13 protein-coding genes are annotated in these 14801 nt (G+C 73.4%); 10 read left to right on the top strand and 3 right to left on the bottom strand.

The features are described 5' to 3' along the window. Positions 1-15: 15 nt before the first annotated feature. The 3 genes from COUCH_RS28510 to COUCH_RS28500 all read left to right on the top strand — a co-directional run bounded on the left by COUCH_RS28510 (position 16) and on the right by COUCH_RS28500 (position 2485). Complete coding sequence (locus tag COUCH_RS28510) at positions 16-465, top strand: NfeD family protein (protein ID WP_249608301.1); 450 nt, start codon at positions 16-18, stop codon at positions 463-465. 10 nt (positions 466-475) lie between these two features. Next, positions 476-1594 carry an SPFH domain-containing protein gene (locus tag COUCH_RS28505; protein WP_249608300.1) on the top strand — a complete coding sequence of 373 codons (1119 nt, stop codon included), beginning with the start codon at positions 476-478 and terminating at the stop codon, positions 1592-1594. A gap of 222 nt (positions 1595-1816) precedes the next feature. Then, entirely contained in the window at positions 1817-2485 is a 669-nt protein-coding gene (locus COUCH_RS28500; protein WP_249608299.1) for a hypothetical protein, read from the top strand. 401 nt (positions 2486-2886) lie between these two features. Here COUCH_RS28500 and COUCH_RS28495 read toward each other — a convergent pair whose 3' ends face one another. Together COUCH_RS28495 and COUCH_RS28490 are read right to left on the bottom strand one after the other, a co-directional pair. Further along, positions 2887-3693, bottom strand: a complete 807-nt coding sequence (locus COUCH_RS28495) for a TrmH family RNA methyltransferase (protein ID WP_249608298.1) — start codon at positions 3691-3693, stop codon at positions 2887-2889. 1 nt (position 3694) lies between these two features. After that, on the bottom strand, positions 3695-4285 hold the full coding sequence (locus tag COUCH_RS28490) for a dihydrofolate reductase family protein (protein ID WP_249608297.1): 591 nt from the start codon (positions 4283-4285) through the stop codon (positions 3695-3697). 106 nt (positions 4286-4391) lie between these two features. Between COUCH_RS28490 and COUCH_RS28485 the strand changes: the two genes are divergently transcribed. The 4 genes from COUCH_RS28485 to COUCH_RS28470 all read left to right on the top strand — a co-directional run bounded on the left by COUCH_RS28485 (position 4392) and on the right by COUCH_RS28470 (position 9162). Next, a complete protein-coding gene (locus tag COUCH_RS28485) occupies positions 4392-5510 on the top strand; it encodes a MalY/PatB family protein (RefSeq protein ID WP_249608296.1) in 1119 nt (372 codons plus the stop codon). 69 nt (positions 5511-5579) lie between these two features. Then, positions 5580-7721, top strand: coding sequence for a flavohemoprotein (locus tag COUCH_RS28480; RefSeq protein WP_249608295.1), 2142 nt, complete (start codon positions 5580-5582; stop codon positions 7719-7721). Between the two features lie 50 nt (positions 7722-7771). Continuing rightward, complete coding sequence (locus tag COUCH_RS28475; protein ID WP_249608294.1) at positions 7772-8365, top strand: RNA polymerase sigma factor; 594 nt, start codon at positions 7772-7774, stop codon at positions 8363-8365. Beyond that, positions 8362-9162 (top strand): hypothetical protein, encoded by an 801-nt coding sequence (locus COUCH_RS28470; protein ID WP_249608293.1) that lies wholly within the window; start codon positions 8362-8364, stop codon positions 9160-9162. Before COUCH_RS28475 ends, COUCH_RS28470 begins: the two co-directional genes overlap by 4 nt. On the opposite strand, the gene COUCH_RS28465 is transcribed toward COUCH_RS28470, so the two are convergent. Further along, positions 9163-10464 carry a hypothetical protein gene (locus COUCH_RS28465; RefSeq protein ID WP_249613828.1) on the bottom strand — a complete coding sequence of 434 codons (1302 nt, stop codon included), beginning with the start codon at positions 10462-10464 and terminating at the stop codon, positions 9163-9165. Positions 10465-10543: 79 nt separating this feature from the next. On the opposite strand from COUCH_RS28465, the gene murD reads away from it, so the two are divergent. The 3 genes from murD (at position 10544) to ngcE (ending at position 14750) form a co-directional block, all read left to right on the top strand. Next, the gene (murD, locus tag COUCH_RS28460) at positions 10544-11896 is read left to right on the top strand and encodes a UDP-N-acetylmuramoyl-L-alanine--D-glutamate ligase (RefSeq protein ID WP_249608292.1); all 1353 of its coding nucleotides are present in this window, start codon (positions 10544-10546) and stop codon (positions 11894-11896) included. Positions 11897-12247: 351 nt separating this feature from the next. Continuing rightward, a complete protein-coding gene (locus COUCH_RS28455; RefSeq protein WP_249608291.1) occupies positions 12248-13216 on the top strand; it encodes a MurR/RpiR family transcriptional regulator in 969 nt (322 codons plus the stop codon). Positions 13217-13316: 100 nt separating this feature from the next. Then, complete coding sequence (gene ngcE / locus COUCH_RS28450; protein WP_249608290.1) at positions 13317-14750, top strand: N-acetylglucosamine/diacetylchitobiose ABC transporter substrate-binding protein; 1434 nt, start codon at positions 13317-13319, stop codon at positions 14748-14750. Positions 14751-14801: the final 51 nt, after the last annotated feature.

Here is a 14801-nt window from a genome sequence, read left to right as displayed (position 1 = left end):
TGTCACGATCAGAGTGTGGAAGCTGTCCTCTGGTTGGTCCTCGCCATCGCCCTCGCGATCGGCGAGGCCTTCGCCGCGACCTTCCTCGTCATCTTCTTCGCCGCCGGCGCCCTCGCGGCCGCCGGCGCCGCGGCGCTCGGGGCTAACGTCCTCGTCCAGGTCATCGTCTTCGCCATCGTGTCCGGTCTCTCCGTCGGCGCGATCCGCCCCATCATCATGCGGCACCAGCAGTCCGCCCTCGAGTCCGGCGAGACGCCGTTCGGGATCGAGGCGATCGAGGGCTCCCAGGCGACGGTCCTCGAGGAGGTCGGCGCCGACCGTGGCATGGTGAAGATCGACGGCGAGCTGTGGACCGCGCGGTCGTTCGACGCGGACGAGAAATACCTGCCCGGCGAACGTGTCCGGGTGATCAAGGTCAAGGGCGCCACCGCCATCGTGTGGCGCGACGACATGCCCAACCTTTAGAGAGGCACCCATGGAAGTCGTGATCGGTGTACTCATCTTCGTGATCGCCCTGTTCGCGGTGATCACGCTTGTCCGGTCCGTCCGGATCGTTCCCCAGCAGCGCATGGACGTGGTCGAACGGCTCGGCAAGTACAAGCGCACCCTCTCGCCCGGCCTCAACCTGCTGGTGCCGTTCGTCGACGCGGTGCGTACCAAGGTCGACATGCGGGAGCAGGTCGTCAGCTTCCCGCCCCAGCCGGTCATCACCTCCGACAACCTCGTCGTCAGCATCGACACGGTGCTCTACTTCAAGGTCGTCGACCCGGTCCGGGCCACGTACGAGATCTCGAACTTCCTGCAGGCCATCGAGCAGCTCACCGTCACCACCCTGCGCAACGTCATCGGCTCGCTCGACCTGGAACGCGCCCTGACCAGCCGCGAGGAGATCAACCGGCACCTCTCCAGCGTCCTCGACGAGACCACCGGCCGCTGGGGCATCAAGGTCACCCGCGTGGAGATCAAGGCGATCGAGCCGCCGCCCAGCATCCGCGACTCCATGGAGAAGCAGATGCGCGCGGAACGTGAACGCCGCGCCACGATCCTCAACGCCGAGGGCCACAAGCAGGCCGCCATCCTCACCGCGGAGGGCGAGAAGCAGTCCCAGGTCCTGCGCGCCGACGGTGACCGCCAGGCCCGCATCCTGCAGGCCGAGGGCCAGGCCAAGGCCATCCGTACGGTCTTCGACGCGATCCACACGGCGAACCCGTCGCAGAAGGTCCTCGCGTACCAGTACCTCCAGGCCCTGCCGCAGATCGCCAACGGCTCGGCCAACAAGGTGTGGATCGTGCCGGCCGAGCTGAACAAGGCCCTGGAAGGGCTCGGCGGCGCCCTCGGCGGCCTCGCCAACATGGTCGGCGACAAGCCGTCGGAGTCGGTCGATTCCGGCGCGGTGGAACGCGAGGCCGCGGCGGCGGCGCAGGCGGCGGCCGACGAGGCGCAGGCGGTCAACGAGCAGGTCCGGGCCGCCGAGGCCCAGGTCTCGGGAGACGGCAACAGCACCAAGAGTCTCCCGGCGCCCGAGCCGGTACCGCCGTCCGCGGCGCTGGGCTCGGCCGACTACAACGGCGCCGGCGAGCCCGAGCGCGCCTGATCGGATCCGGCGCGGGCCGCGACCACGCGGTCCGCGCCGGTCCGGCGGCTCCCCGCCCGCCCCGCCGGCTTCGTCCGGGACGGGTCGCCACCCGCCCGGGTGCGGGATCGTAGCGAATATCGAAAAACCCCGCGCCGGTGCGCGGGGTTTTGCCATGGTGGACCCAGGATTCCCGAACGGTGCCCCCGGCCGCTCAAGCCTGAGCCCAGTCAAGGCGGAGCCATGAGCATCAGTCAGCACCAGACCGCCAGCGGCCGGCCGCTGCGCGTCGCGCCGGCCTGGGTGGGCGGCGCCCGCCCGTCGGCCGCCGACGACCATCTGCTGCCGGTCCGCGAAGCCGTCTGGATCTGGTCGGTACGCCGGTACGCCCGTAACGCCCTCTGGGCCCTGCCGGCCGGCGCGGCCCTGTACGGCTGGTCCACTCTGGGCATCGCCACCCCGCCCGGCCCGCTCGTCGTCGAGGTGGCCGCCGGCTGGCTGTGCACGGTGGCGATGGTCGCGCTGGCCGGACTGCTGGCGGGGTCGCGGACGCGCCGGACGGCGGTGGCGGGCCTGCTCGTCGGCCTGGCCGGGGCGGCACTGTGGCTACCGCTGACCGCGCTGCCGACCGCTACGGGCGTCGAGCCGGTGGGCGTGCCGGCCGGGCAGCTCCGGACGGCGTCGATGGTCGCCGCGGCGGTCGTGGGCGCCGGGTGGCTGCTGCTGGGCTGGGCGGTGCTGCGGTCCAGGCTGGTCAATCCGGCCGACGGGGTGCTGCTCATCCTCGCGGCGGTGTCGATCGGCGCGGGCTCCTACGCGGTCCGGCCGCTGCCGACGGTGGGTGCGCTGCTCCTGCTGGCCGCGGGCATGGGTCTGGCATGGACGGGCTCCCGCCTGATCCCTCCCAGCTGACCATCCTCTCAGGACAATCGCCGCCGCCGGGCCGCCGCCGGGCCGCCGCCGGGCCGCCGCCGGGCCGCCGCCGGGCCGCCGCCGGGCCGCCGCCGGGCCGCCGCCGGGCCGCCGCCGGGCCGCCGCCGGGCCGCCGCCGGGCCGCCGCCGGGCCGCCGCCGGGCCGCCGCCGGGCCGCCGCCGGGCCGCCGCCGGGCCGCCGCCGGGCCGCCGCCGGGCCGCCGCCGTCGCGGCTCGCGGTCGCGGCGGGGTGGGGGAGGGGCGAGCGCCGTTGCGGCTAGGGGTCACGGCTGGCGTTGGGGAGCGTGAGCGCCGTCGCGGCTCGCGGTTGCCGCGGGGGCTGGGAAGGGTGAGAGTCGTCGGGGCTCGCCGTCACGGCCTGAGGTGAGGGGCGAGCGCGGTCACAGGTCGTCGTCGCGGCTCAGCTCCCAGAAGGCGACCGCCGCCGCGGCCGCCACGTTCAGCGAGTCGACGCCGCGGCGCATCGGGAGGCGTACCGGGATGTCGCTGGCCGCCAGGGCGTGGCGGGACAGGCCCGGGCCCTCCGCGCCCAGCAGCAGTGCCGGGCGGGCGCGCTGAGCCGCGTCGAGGCGTTGCAGCGGGAGGGCGTGGTCCGCCGGCGTCAGTGCCAGCACCGTGAACCCCGCCTCCCGCACCTTGCCGAGGGCGTCCGGCCACGGGTCTAGCCGGGCGTACGGGATCGCGAAGACCTCGCCCATGCTGACCCGTACGCTGCGGCGGTAGAGCGGGTCGGCGCAGGTCGGTGAGAGCAGGACGGCGTCGATGCCGAGGGCGGCCGCGCCGCGGAAGACCGCGCCGATGTTGGTGTGGTTGTTGACGTCCTCGAGGATCGCGATGCGGCGGGCGGTGGCAAGGACCTCGCCCGCGTCGAGCAGCGGGAGCCGGTGGAACGACGCCAGGACCCCGCGGTGCACGTGGAAGCCGGTGGCCTGTTCGAGCACGGCCGGCGACGCCGCGTAGACCGGGGCGTCGTCGACGTCGTGCAGCTGGTCGACGCGCTTGGCGTCGATCAGGTACGACCGCGGGCGGTAGCCGGCACGCCGGGCGCGGCGCAGCACCAGTTCCCCCTCGGCGATGAACAGGCCGTTGGGCGGCTCCCACTTCGTCCGCAGCTCGAGGTCGGTGAGGGCGCGGTAGTCGCCGAGCCGCTCGTCCTGCGGGTCGGTGATCAGGTGGACCTCGGGCACCTCAGTCCACCCGGTAGGTCAGGTGGGTGGCGTGGCCGGACGCCTGGACGTGGATCTGCCGCAGCGGGCGGGGGACCGCGCCGGAGAACAGCGGCGTGCCCGAGCCGAGCAGGACCGGCGCCAGGTGCAGCCGCAGCTCGTCGACCACGCCGGCGTCGATGGCGCCGCGCACGGTCTCGCCGCCGCCCATGATGACGACGTCACGGTCCTCGGCCATGGCCCGGGCCTTCGCGACGGCGCTGCGGATGCCGTCGACGACGAAGGTGAACCGGTCGGCGGCCAGCCGCATCCGTGGCGGCGGCGTGCGCGTCACCACCAGCACGGGCGGGACGGCGGCCAGGTCGGCGCCGTATCCCATCTCGTCGCTCCAGCCGTGCGGGCCGTCGATGACGTCGAACAACCGCCGCCCCATGACGACGACGCCGGTCGCGTCGGTCGCGGAGGTCAGCACGTCGCGGTCCACGGCGTCGCCCGCGAGCGCCCAGGTGTGCAGCGCCTCACCGCCGCGGCCCAGGCCCTGCTCCGGTCCGGCGCCGGGGCCGGTCACGAACCCGTCGAGCGACACCGAGATGTCGGCGACCACCTTGGTCATGGGATCCCCCCTTCTGCGAGCACGCCGAGCATGCCACCCGGGTACGACATCGCCGCGGACCGGGTCGCGACGTGCCGGTACGGCCCCGGCGGGTGAGGATGGGACGATGAAGGTCGATCCGCTCGAGACCCTCCGCGGCCGCTGCAGCGCGAAGTGGCGTACCCATCCGGCCGACGTGCTCCCGCTGTTCGTGGCGGAGATGGACGTGCCGCTCGCGCCGGTGGTCGCCGATGCGCTGCGCGCCGCCGTCGACGCCTCGGACACCGGCTACTCCGCGCCCGTACCCGATCTCGGCCGGGCCGTTGCGGGCTTCGCGGCCCGGCGGTGGGGCTGGGAGATCGACCCGGCGCGGGTCACCGCGGTCACCGATGTGGGCGTCGGCGTGGTGGAGCTGCTGCGCGTGCTGACCCGTCCGGGTGACGCGGTGGTGATCAGCCCGCCGGTGTACCCGCCGTTCTTCCATTGGGCGCCCGAGGCGGGGGCGCAGCTACGCGAGGTGCCGCTCACCGCGGACCTGCGGCTCGACCTCGCCGCGCTGGAGGTGGCGTTCGCCGCCCACCCGGCGGTCTACCTGCTGTGCAATCCGCACAATCCGGTCGGACGGGCGCATTCCCGGGAGGAGCTGAGCGCGCTGGTCACGCTCGCTTCCCGGTACGGCGTCACGGTGGTGAGCGATGAGATCCACGCGCCGCTGGTCCTGCCGGGGGCCACGTTCACGCCGTTCCTGAGCCTGCCCGGGGCGGCCGACGTGGGCGTCAGCGTGGTGTCGGCGAGCAAGGCGTTCAACCTGGCCGGGCTCAAGTGCGCGGCGGTCGTCGACGGGACCCGTCCGCTGGCCTCCTCGTTCCCGCCCGACGTGCGCTGGCGTACGGGGCACCTCGGCGTGCTCGCCACGGTCGCGGCGTTCACCGACGGCGACGAGTGGCTGGACGAGCTGCTCACCTTCCTGGCGGAGCGCCGCGCGCAGCTGGGGGAGCTGCTGCGTACCCGTCTGCCCTGGGTCCGGTGGCAGCCGCCGGAGGCCACGTTCCTGGCGTGGCTGGACTGCCGTGCCCGGGAGGAGGGCGAGCAGCCGGCCGCCCGGTTCCTCGAGCGGGGCCGGGTCGCGCTGGAGCCGGGGCTGCGCTTCGGCGCGGCCGGCGCGGGCCATGTCCGGCTGAACTTCGGCACGTCACCGGAGATCCTGGAGGAGGCCACCGCCCGGATGGCCCGCGCGGCCGGGTAGGTCGGCGGTCCCGCCCGTACGGCAGTACGGTTGTACTGTTCGTCGTTCTCGCGCTCCGGGGGTGTGCAGGTGTCAGCCGGTTCCGGGTCGGACCCGCACATGCTGGCGCTGCTGCGGGCGATGCGCCTGCGCCTGGCCGCCCCGGACGCGGCCGCCGCCGGTGCCGCGGACGTCGAGGCCGCGCTGACCGGCCAGGACGCCGAGCTCCCGGCCGGTTCCCAGCCGATCCACCCCGAGCTGATGGTGCACCCGCACTGGCCCGGCCCGGCGCGCCCGGAGCTCGAGGCCGCCGCGACGGAGGAGCAGGACGGTGCCGAGCCCGGCGGCCTGCGGGCGAGCCTGGGCGCGGTGCCGGGCGGTTCACGGCCCGCCATCCCGCCCGCGCCGCCGCCGGGCCCACCGACCCCGCCGACGACCCCACCGGCGACCGGCACCGGATCGGCCGGCACACCGCCGAGCGTCAGCCGGCCGATCATCGACGGCCCGGCGCTGCCCGCGCTGCCCGCCCGTCCGGGGGAGCCGGCCGCCGGCGTTCCCGATCCGCTGCCGGACGATCCGCTCGTGCCCGGCCGTCCGGGGCCTCGTCCGGGCGCCGGCCTCCCGCTGCCGGGCACCTTCCCGCAGGCTCCGGCCACACCCGTGCCACCGACGCCGCCCGGCACGACGCCGCCCGGCACGACGCCGCCCGGCACGACGCCGCCCGGCACGACGCCGCCCGGCACGACGCCGCCCGGCACGACGCCGCCCGGCACGACGCCGCCCGGCACGACGCCGCCCGGCACGACGCCGCCCGCGCCGCCCGGGACCAGCGGGCCCGGGACCAGCCCCGGCATGCCGCCGGCGCCCGGCGCCGGGCTTCCCGCCGTACCGGAAAGGCGCTCGGCGATCCCGTATCCGCCCGGGCCCGGACCGTGGCCCGCGGCCCTGCCCACGGCCTCGACCCAGCCGGTCGGCGGCATCCCCGGGATCGGCGGGCCGCGCCTGGTCGGGCCGCCCTGGCCCGGCGACCCGGTCGCGCCGCTGCCCGGCACCGGGCCGGTCCGCCCGCCCGTGCCGGGACCTCCCGCGCCGCCGGTCGACGGGATGGACCCGGCCGACGACGCCGCGCTGGTCGAGGTGCGGCGCCTGCTCACCAACAGCCTGTCGCTGGCCGGCGGCCCGCAGGAGGTGGCGGCCCGGCTGCGGTCCGCGCTGATGCAGGCGCAGCCGGACCTGTTCGCGCGGATCCCGGGCGGCCCGGCCGCGCAGATCGAGCAGCTCGCCGAGGGGCTGACGTGGCTGGCGCATTCGATGGACCAGCCGCCCGTGGTGGTCGTTGGGTTCGGCAGGCTGGGCGCCGCGCTGGCCGAGTGCGGCGTCGCCCCCCAGCAGTTGCAGCTCGCCGGCGCCGCGCTGGCCGAGGCGATGCGCGCCGGGATGGCCGCGAACGGGTGGCGGCAGGACTTCGACCAGGCGTGGCGGTCGACGTGGCAGCACGCGTACGAGTGGATCGTGCACGGCATGACCGCGGCGGAGTACCACCCGGTGACCTGGACGGCCGTGGTCGTGACGCACGAGCTGCGCCGGGAGGACCTGGCGGTGATCCGGCTGCGGCCGTACCTGCCGATGCCGTACGTGCCGGGGCAGTACGCCCGCATCGAGGTGCCCGGGCTGCCCGGCGTGTGGCGGCCCTATTCGCTGGCGGGGGCGCCGCGCCGCGACAACGTGATCGAGCTGCACGTGCGCGCGAAGACCCTGACCGGCGTGAGCGGCACGCTGGTGCACCGTACGGCCGTCGGCGACAAGGTGCGCATCTCGCGGGCCGAGGGCGAGATGGTGCTGCCCGACTCCGGCCGCGACCTGTTGATGATCGCGGGCGACACCGGGGTGGCGCCGCTGAAGGCGATGCTCACCGAGCTGGCCGCCACCGCTGACCCGCGGGCGGTGGTGCTGTTCTGGGGCGCGCGCACGCTCGCCGAGCTGTACGACATCGAGGAGATCACGGCGATCGCGGCCGCGGCGCGCCGGGCCACGGTGGTGCCGGTGATCTCCGAGGGGCCGGCCGGACCGTACGCGTCCGGCCTGGTCACCGACGCGGTGGCGGCGTACGGCGAATGGTCCGGGCACGAGGCCTACCTGGCCGGGCCGCCGCTCATGCTGGCCGCCACCAGCGCGGCGTTGCAGCAGCTCGGGGTGCATCCGGAACGGATACACCACGACAGGCCGGAGTGATCGACTGCACCGCAGCGGAACCCGGGTGCCGCAGCGGTCATAAACGGGTTGTGAGTGACGACGGCGAGTTGTGGCGGCGGGCCCGCGAGGGGGAGCCCGAGTGCTTCGGGGTGCTCTTCGACCGGCACGCCGAGGCCGTACGCGCCTTCTGCGCGCGCCGCACCGGTTCCCTCGACGCCGCCGACGACCTGGTGTCGATCGTGTTCCTGGAGGCGTGGCGCCGCCGCGGTCAGGTCGAGCTGGTGGACGGCAACGCGCTGCCCTGGCTGTACGGGATCGCCCGCCTCACCGTGCTGCACCGCCGGCGCACCGCGCTGCGGCACAGGCGGGCGCTGGACCGGCTGCCACCCGCGCCGCCCACCCCCGACCACGCCGACGACGTCGCGGGCCGGCTGGACGACGAGCAGCATCTGGCGCGGTTGCGGGCGGCGTTCGCCCGGCTACGGCCGTCCGACCGGGACGTGCTCGTCCTCTGCGTCTGGCAGGGCCTCAGCTATGCCGAAGCCGCGGTGGCGCTCGGCGTCCCGGTCGGCACGGTCCGGTCCCGGCTGTCGCGGGCGCGTGCCCGGCTCGGCGCCGAGACGGACGCCGCCGCCCCACCGGACCCCGTACGGTTCCGCGCGCCGCGAGAGGAGATGCCATGACCGGGTTGCTGTCACGGATGGATCCGCACCGCCGGGCCGCCACCCGGCTGCTGCTGGTGGAACAGGCCGCGCCCGCCGCTGTGGCGCCCCGCCGCCGGCGGATGGCTCTCGCCGCAGCGCTCGCCTCGGTGGTTGCCGTCATCGGGGTCGGCGTGCTGGCCGCGTACCCGGATCCCCCGCCGCCGGATTACGGCACCTGGACCGCGGTCCCACAGGCCGCGCCGCCGCTGACCGCGCGGCACGAAGACATCGAGCAGTGGGCGTCGAAGTGCAACGATCTCGGCGTGGGCGGCGTGGGCATCGAGGGGGTCCCGGCCCGTCCGGAGGCCGCAGCCCGGCGTGACGTGCTGGTGGACCGCCGTGGCGGCTTCACTTACTGCGTGGACGTGTCGGTCGGGAGCGGCACGCCGGCGGATCCGCTGATCGCGTTGTCCGGGCTCAAGGCGGGCGGGCGTGACGGCCTCAACAGCATGGAGGCCACCGTCTTCGACAAACCGTTCGACGTGCCGCGCGGCGGTGCCGTGCTGGTGCTGGGCGGCACGGTGGAGACGCCACCGCCGGGCGCCACCGGTGGCCTGGAGGCCTTCCAGATGTACGGCCTGAGCGGACCCGACGTGACGGGCGTCGAGCTGGTGCTGCGCAACGGTCTGCGGGTGACGGCCACGCTGCGGCACGGGGTCTGGGGCATGTGGTGGCCCAGCGACCGCGGCGACCCCACCGGCTGTGAGCTGGAGGTACGCACCGCCCGCGGGGTGCGTTCCGTCGCTGCTGCGGCCGTCCGGCTCCACATCGGGTAGCTAGAGGACCTGGGCGAGGGCCTTCGCGTACGCCGGGGGCACGAACGTCGGCCCGCCCGGGGTGAGCACCGCCTCCCGGGACGCCTCCGCCCATGCCGCCGGGGGCACCGCCGCGCGCAGCGCCGTCACGACCGGGGCGTCGCGCCATTGCGGGTCGTCGCCGAGCATGGTCAGCGCGACCAGCGACTCCTCGACCTCGCCGACGCATTCGAACGGCTTGTGCGCGTCGATGCCGAGCAGCTCGAGGTAGCCCGGGACCTGGGCAGGATCGGCGAACAGGTCCCGGCCGAAGATGCGGGTGAGCCGGTCGCGCGGCATCGACGGCGCCATGGCGAGCGCGACGAAGCGGCACTTGGGACAGTCGCCGCACCAGCGGGCTGTCGGATCGTGCAGCTTGAACGCCTTGTTACAGCTGGTCACCACGTCGTCGTACGCGGTGAACCGGGCGAACAGCTGGGCGATGTGCAGCTCCGACAACGAGCGCAGCAGCGAGAAGTACGGCTCCGTCAGCCCGGCGTGCGCGGTGACGGCGGCGCGCAGCAGCCCCTCGGCCTCGACGCCCTTGGACCACTGGTGGTTGATCTCGTGACCGTTCCAGACCAGGTTGGGGTCGGAGGCGGAGCGCTCGTTGGACATCACCACCGGGCCCAGGCCGTGCAGCGTCGCGGTGGCGATCGCGATCAGCGAGTTGATGGCCGTCACCGGGATGTGGCCGTTGCGGGCGCCGGCCTTGTTGAGCTCGAACAGCCGCGGGTCGAGCTTGCGGCGCGCGGCGAGGGCGGGCAGGCCGGACGCCGCGTTCACGGCCACGATGACCGGATTGGGGTTGACCGAGAACGGCACCGGGCCGAGGCCGGCGGCGCGCAGGATCTCCAGCGTGACGATGGAGTCCTTGCCGCCGCCCACCGCGGACAGCGGCCGGCCGTCGGCGTTGTCCACCGGCTCGGCGGCCGGCGAGGTCCCGGGCACCTCGACGGTCATGTCGAGCACGTACGGCAGCTGGTTCACGTACGCGTATTCGCCGAGGCCCTTGCTGTAGACGGCGTTGAAAAGGGCGGCGGCCTCGGCCGGCACGGCCGTGGGTGCCTCGATGCGCTCGGGCGCGCCGACCTTGTAGTAGCTCACGCCGGCGACGACGTGCAGCAGCTCCAGCACGCGGTGGAAGGTCTGCGGCACGTCGCGGCCCTCGGGCACCGGGAACGTGATGGTCTCGGTGAACGACTCGGGCGCGGGGCCGTCGAGCACGTAGTCGAACGTCGCGACCCCGGTCTCGGGGTCGTATGCGTACGAGGGGAAGCGCATGACGTCGAACTGCACCCGCGAACTCCTGTCATCGGACCGACGGGCAATACTAGTGCGACTCGACAAAGGGAGTTTCGCTGTGCGCCTGGCAGACCTGCGCGGACGTTCCGTAGCCGTCTGGGGGACCGGCCGTGAGGGCCGGGCCGCCGTGACCGCGATCGCCGCGCACGGGCCTGCGCGCCTGATGGCGGTCGACGACAGCGCCAACTTCCTCTCCGTGCCCTGGGAGGGTGAGCTGGCCGCGCTCGCGCCGCTGGCCGGGGGCGAGCACGCGTTCCCCACGCTCGCCGCGGCCGACGTCGTGGTGCGCTCGCCGGGCGTGCCGCAGACCCACCGGTGGATGGCCGACCTGCGCGGCCGCGGGGTGACGATCACCGGCGGCAGCGCGCTGTGGATGGCCGACAACGCCGGCAGGACCGTGGGGGTCACCGGCAGCAAGGGCAAGAGCACCACGTCCGCGCTGATCAGCCACCTGCTGGCCGCGGTGGGCCGGCCGAACGTCTTCGGCGGCAACATCGGCGTGCCGCTGCTCGACCTGCCGCCCGCCGAGCAGTACGTGCTCGAGCTGTCCAGCTACCAGTGCAGCGACCTGACCGACTCGCCGAGGGTGGCGGTGGTGACCTCGCTGTTCCCCGAGCACCTGGACGCGCACGGCGGCGAGCGTGAGTACTACCGCGACAAGCTGAACCTGCTCGCCCACGGGCCGGAACTGATCGTGGTCAACGGCGCCGACGAGCGGCTCGTCCGGGAGACCATCGCGGCGCGCGACCTCAACGGTTTCCCGGCCGTCCCGGCGGGCGCCGGCGACTCCCGGTTCCGGATCGACGAGGACGATCTCGTCTACTGCAGCGACGAACCGCTGTTCCACCGAGACACCCTCAAGCTGCGCGGCAGGCACAACGGACGCAACCTGTGCGTGGCCCTGGCCGTGCTCGACGGGGTGGGCGTCGACGTGCTGGGCAGCGTCGAGGAGCTGCGGGCGGCGGTCGCGTCGTTCGAGGGCCTGCCGCACCGGCTGGCCGAGATCGAGGACCCGTCCGGGCTGACCTTCGTCGACGACACGCTCTCCACGAGTCCGTATTCGGCCATGCACGCGATCGACGCGTACGAGGGCCGCCCGCTGACCGTCCTCGTCGGCGGCACCGACCGCGGGCTGGATTACGCGCCTCTGCACGAGCACCTGCGCGGTCGCGAGATCACCGTCATCGGGCTGCCCGACAGCGGCCCGCGGATCCTCGAGGAGCTGGCCGGATTGCCCGGGGTACGGACCGAGCCGGCCGAGGACCTGCCCGCGGCCGTACGTCTCGCGCGCGAGCTGACCCCGGCCGGCGGGGTGGTGCTGCTGTCCCCGGCGGCCCCGAGCTACGGCCGGTTCCGCAACTTCGAGCACCGTTCCGAGGTCTTCGCCCAGGCGGTCCGCGACAGCGCTTAACCGGTTCTGGGCAGAATTTTTGCCACGCCCCCGAAACGCCCTCGCCCGTCGCGAGGGCGTTTCACATTAGGGGGTCGAATCGTCCGCCGGTCGGCTACGGCACGCAGCCGGAGGAGCGACCATGGGCCGAACGGCTGATGAGTAAATCGGTACATACCGCATCATGTGATGGCGGTCACGTCGTATGAGTCATATAGGGATCGACGTACGTCAACCGACCGTCGTTTGCCCGCTGTCGGGCGGCTGCTCTTGGTAACGGTTTGAAAACTTCGCCCACAGTCTTGACAGAAAGGGGCCCGCAGTAAGAACTTTTACCGCGACAGTTAACACTCCTACCTGAGGGGACGGCCCATGGTCGAGCCGGATGCGGACGGCGCCGCGATGACAGCGGTCGTCGACTCGCTGGCGCGCGACCAGGCGCCCGCCTCGCTGTCGAACAGCGACGGGGTGCTCGTCCGGGTCCGCACGCTGCTGCCGGAGTTCACCGGCGCGCTGCAGCGCGTGGCCGACCAGGTCCTCACCAACCCCGCCGCCGCGTCCCGCGCGACCATCGTCGAGCTGGCCGAGCGCAGCGGCACGTCGCCCGCGACGGTCACCCGCTTCTGCCGCGCCCTCGGCTTCGACGGGTACGCGGACCTGCGGCTCGGCATCGCCGCGGAGACCGGCCTGGCCCGCTCCGCGGGGTGGACCGTCGACATCGGCCGCGAGATCCAGCCCAGCGACCCGCTGGACCGGGTGCTCGCCCAGATAATGGCCGCCGACACCCGCGCGATGCACGACACCGCCGCGCTGCTCGACCTCGCCGAGGTGGAACGGGCCGCGGGGGCCATCGCCGGCGCCCAGCGGGTCAACATCTTCGGCGCCAGCGGCAGCGCGCTGGTCGGCGAGGAGATGCAGTTCAGCCTGCACCGCATCGGCGTCGCCGCCTGGGCCTGGACCGACGTGCACAACGGCCTCGCCAGCGCCGCCCTGTCCCGGGCCGGCGACGTCGCGCTGGGCATCTCGCACAGCGGCGAGACCGGCGAGACGATCGAGCTGCTCGCCGAGGCCAGCAGCCGGGGCGCCACCACCATCGCCCTGACGAGCTTCCCGGCCTCGCCGCTCGCCGAGCTGGCCGACATCGTCCTGCTCACCGCCACGCAGGCCACCACCTTCCGGCCCGACGCGCTCTCGGCGCGGCACCCCCAACTGGTCGTGCTGGACCTGCTCTACGTCGCCGTCGCCCAGCGGACCCACGAACGTTCGCACGCGGCGTTCCAGCGCACCGCGCAAGCCGTCCACGGCCACAAAGCCGTCAAGGACGGGGGTTCCGCACCTTGAAGACGAACGTCCCGATGAACCGTCCTTTTCTCACCCGGTCCGGCGGCACGCGCCGTCGCCGGCCGACCCGGCACCGCATCAACATCTGAGGAGAAAGCGAATGTCCGAGATCTTCAAGCCCGAGGTCGACCGCCGGACGCTGCTGCGCCGCGCGGCCGCCGTGGGCCTGCTGGCCACCCCCGCCGTCGGCATGCTGAGCGCGTGCGTCGGTGGCGGCGACAGCGACGACGACAAGGCCGACAAGCCGGCCGGCACCGTCTCGGCGACGAACCCGCTGGGCATCAAGGAGGACGCGCCGCTGGAGATCGTGATCTTCAACGGTGGCCTCGGCACCAAGTACGCCACGGACGTCGACATCCCGTCGTACAACAAGCTCTTCCCGAACTCCAAGGTCACGTTCAACCAGACCGAGGAGATCTCGACGGTCGTGCAGCCGCGGTTCACCGCGGGCAACCCGCCGGACATGATCAACAACTCCGGCTCGAAGCTGATGGACCAGGGCGCGCTCGTCCAGGCCGGCCAGGTCCAGGACCTGACCGACCTGTACGCCGCCCCGTCGGTCGACATCGCCGGCAAGACCGTCAAGGACACCCTGATCCCGGGCACCGTGGAGCAGGGCACGTTCAACGACAAGCCGTACGTGCTCAACTACGCGTTCACGGTCTTCGGCCTCTGGTACTCCGGCAAGCTGTTCAAGGAGAACAACTGGACCGTGCCGGCGACCTGGGCGGACTTCACCGCGCTGCTCGACAAGATGAAGCAGAAGGGCATCACCCCCTACGGGTACGCCGGTGCCAACGCGCCGTACTACCAGTACACGGTGATCCTCACCAGCGCCGCGAAGATCGGTGGCGCCGACATCCTCAAGAACATCGACAACCTCGAGGACGGCGCCTGGACCAACGACGCCGTCAAGCAGGCCGCCGCCGCGTGGGCCGAGGTCGGCGCGAAGTACTCGAACAAGGCGTTCCTCGGCCTCAAGCACACCGAGGTCCAGCTGCAGCAGAACCAGTACAAGGTCGGTCTGTACCCGTCCGGCTCGTGGCTGGAGAACGAGCAGGCGAAGGACACCCCGGACGGCTTCGACTACCAGCTGATGCCGATCCCGAGCGTGACCACCGCCGACAAGCTGCCCGTCACCGCGCTCTACGCCGCGGCCGGCGAGCAGTACTTCGTCGCCGCCAAGGGCAAGAACCCGCGCGGCGGCATGGAGTTCCTGCGCCACATGCTCTCCAAGGCCGGCGCCGTGGGCTTCACCCAGCTGACCAAGACCCTGACCGTCGTCGCCGGCGCCACCGACGGCATGGAGATCAGCCCCGGTCTGACCTCGGGCAACAAGGCCCTCGGCGCTGCCGGTGCCGACACCTTCAGCTTCCGCTTCGACACGTGGTACAAGAAGCTGGACGACGAGCTGCGCGCGGCGACCAACGAGCTGATGTACCAGGGCGGCTCCGCCGACAAGTTCTGCACGCGGATGCAGAAGGCCGCGGACGCGGTCAAGAAGGACTCCTCCATCGAGAAGTTCAAGCGCTGATCCCCCCCTCGACGACGACCTGATCCGCGACCACGAACGGAGCACGAGAAC

Origin of the sequence: Couchioplanes caeruleus (assembly GCF_023499255.1) — a bacterium.
Classification (GTDB): Bacteria; Actinomycetota; Actinomycetes; order Mycobacteriales; family Micromonosporaceae; genus Actinoplanes; species Actinoplanes caeruleus_A.
The sequence above is the reverse complement of the archived record's forward strand: the minus strand, read 5'-3'. Positions and strand labels throughout refer to the sequence as shown.

What these genes read in the sequence shown, in the direction of transcription:
- COUCH_RS28505 (WP_249608300.1), top strand. Translation starts at nt 476, where the DNA reads ATGGAAGTCGTGATCGGTGTACTCATCTTCGTGATCGCCCTGTTCGCG.
- COUCH_RS28500 (WP_249608299.1), top strand. Translation starts at nt 1,817, where the DNA reads ATGAGCATCAGTCAGCACCAGACCGCCAGCGGCCGGCCGCTGCGCGTC.
- COUCH_RS28470 (WP_249608293.1), top strand. Translation starts at nt 8,362, where the DNA reads ATGACCGGGTTGCTGTCACGGATGGATCCGCACCGCCGGGCCGCCACC.
- COUCH_RS28455 (WP_249608291.1), top strand. Translation starts at nt 12,248, where the DNA reads ATGGTCGAGCCGGATGCGGACGGCGCCGCGATGACAGCGGTCGTCGAC.
- COUCH_RS28490 (WP_249608297.1), bottom strand. Translation starts at nt 4,285, where the DNA reads ATGACCAAGGTGGTCGCCGACATCTCGGTGTCGCTCGACGGGTTCGTG.
- COUCH_RS28485 (WP_249608296.1), top strand. Translation starts at nt 4,392, where the DNA reads ATGAAGGTCGATCCGCTCGAGACCCTCCGCGGCCGCTGCAGCGCGAAG.
- COUCH_RS28465 (WP_249613828.1), bottom strand. Translation starts at nt 10,464, where the DNA reads ATGCGCTTCCCCTCGTACGCATACGACCCCGAGACCGGGGTCGCGACG.
- ngcE (WP_249608290.1), top strand. Translation starts at nt 13,317, where the DNA reads ATGTCCGAGATCTTCAAGCCCGAGGTCGACCGCCGGACGCTGCTGCGC.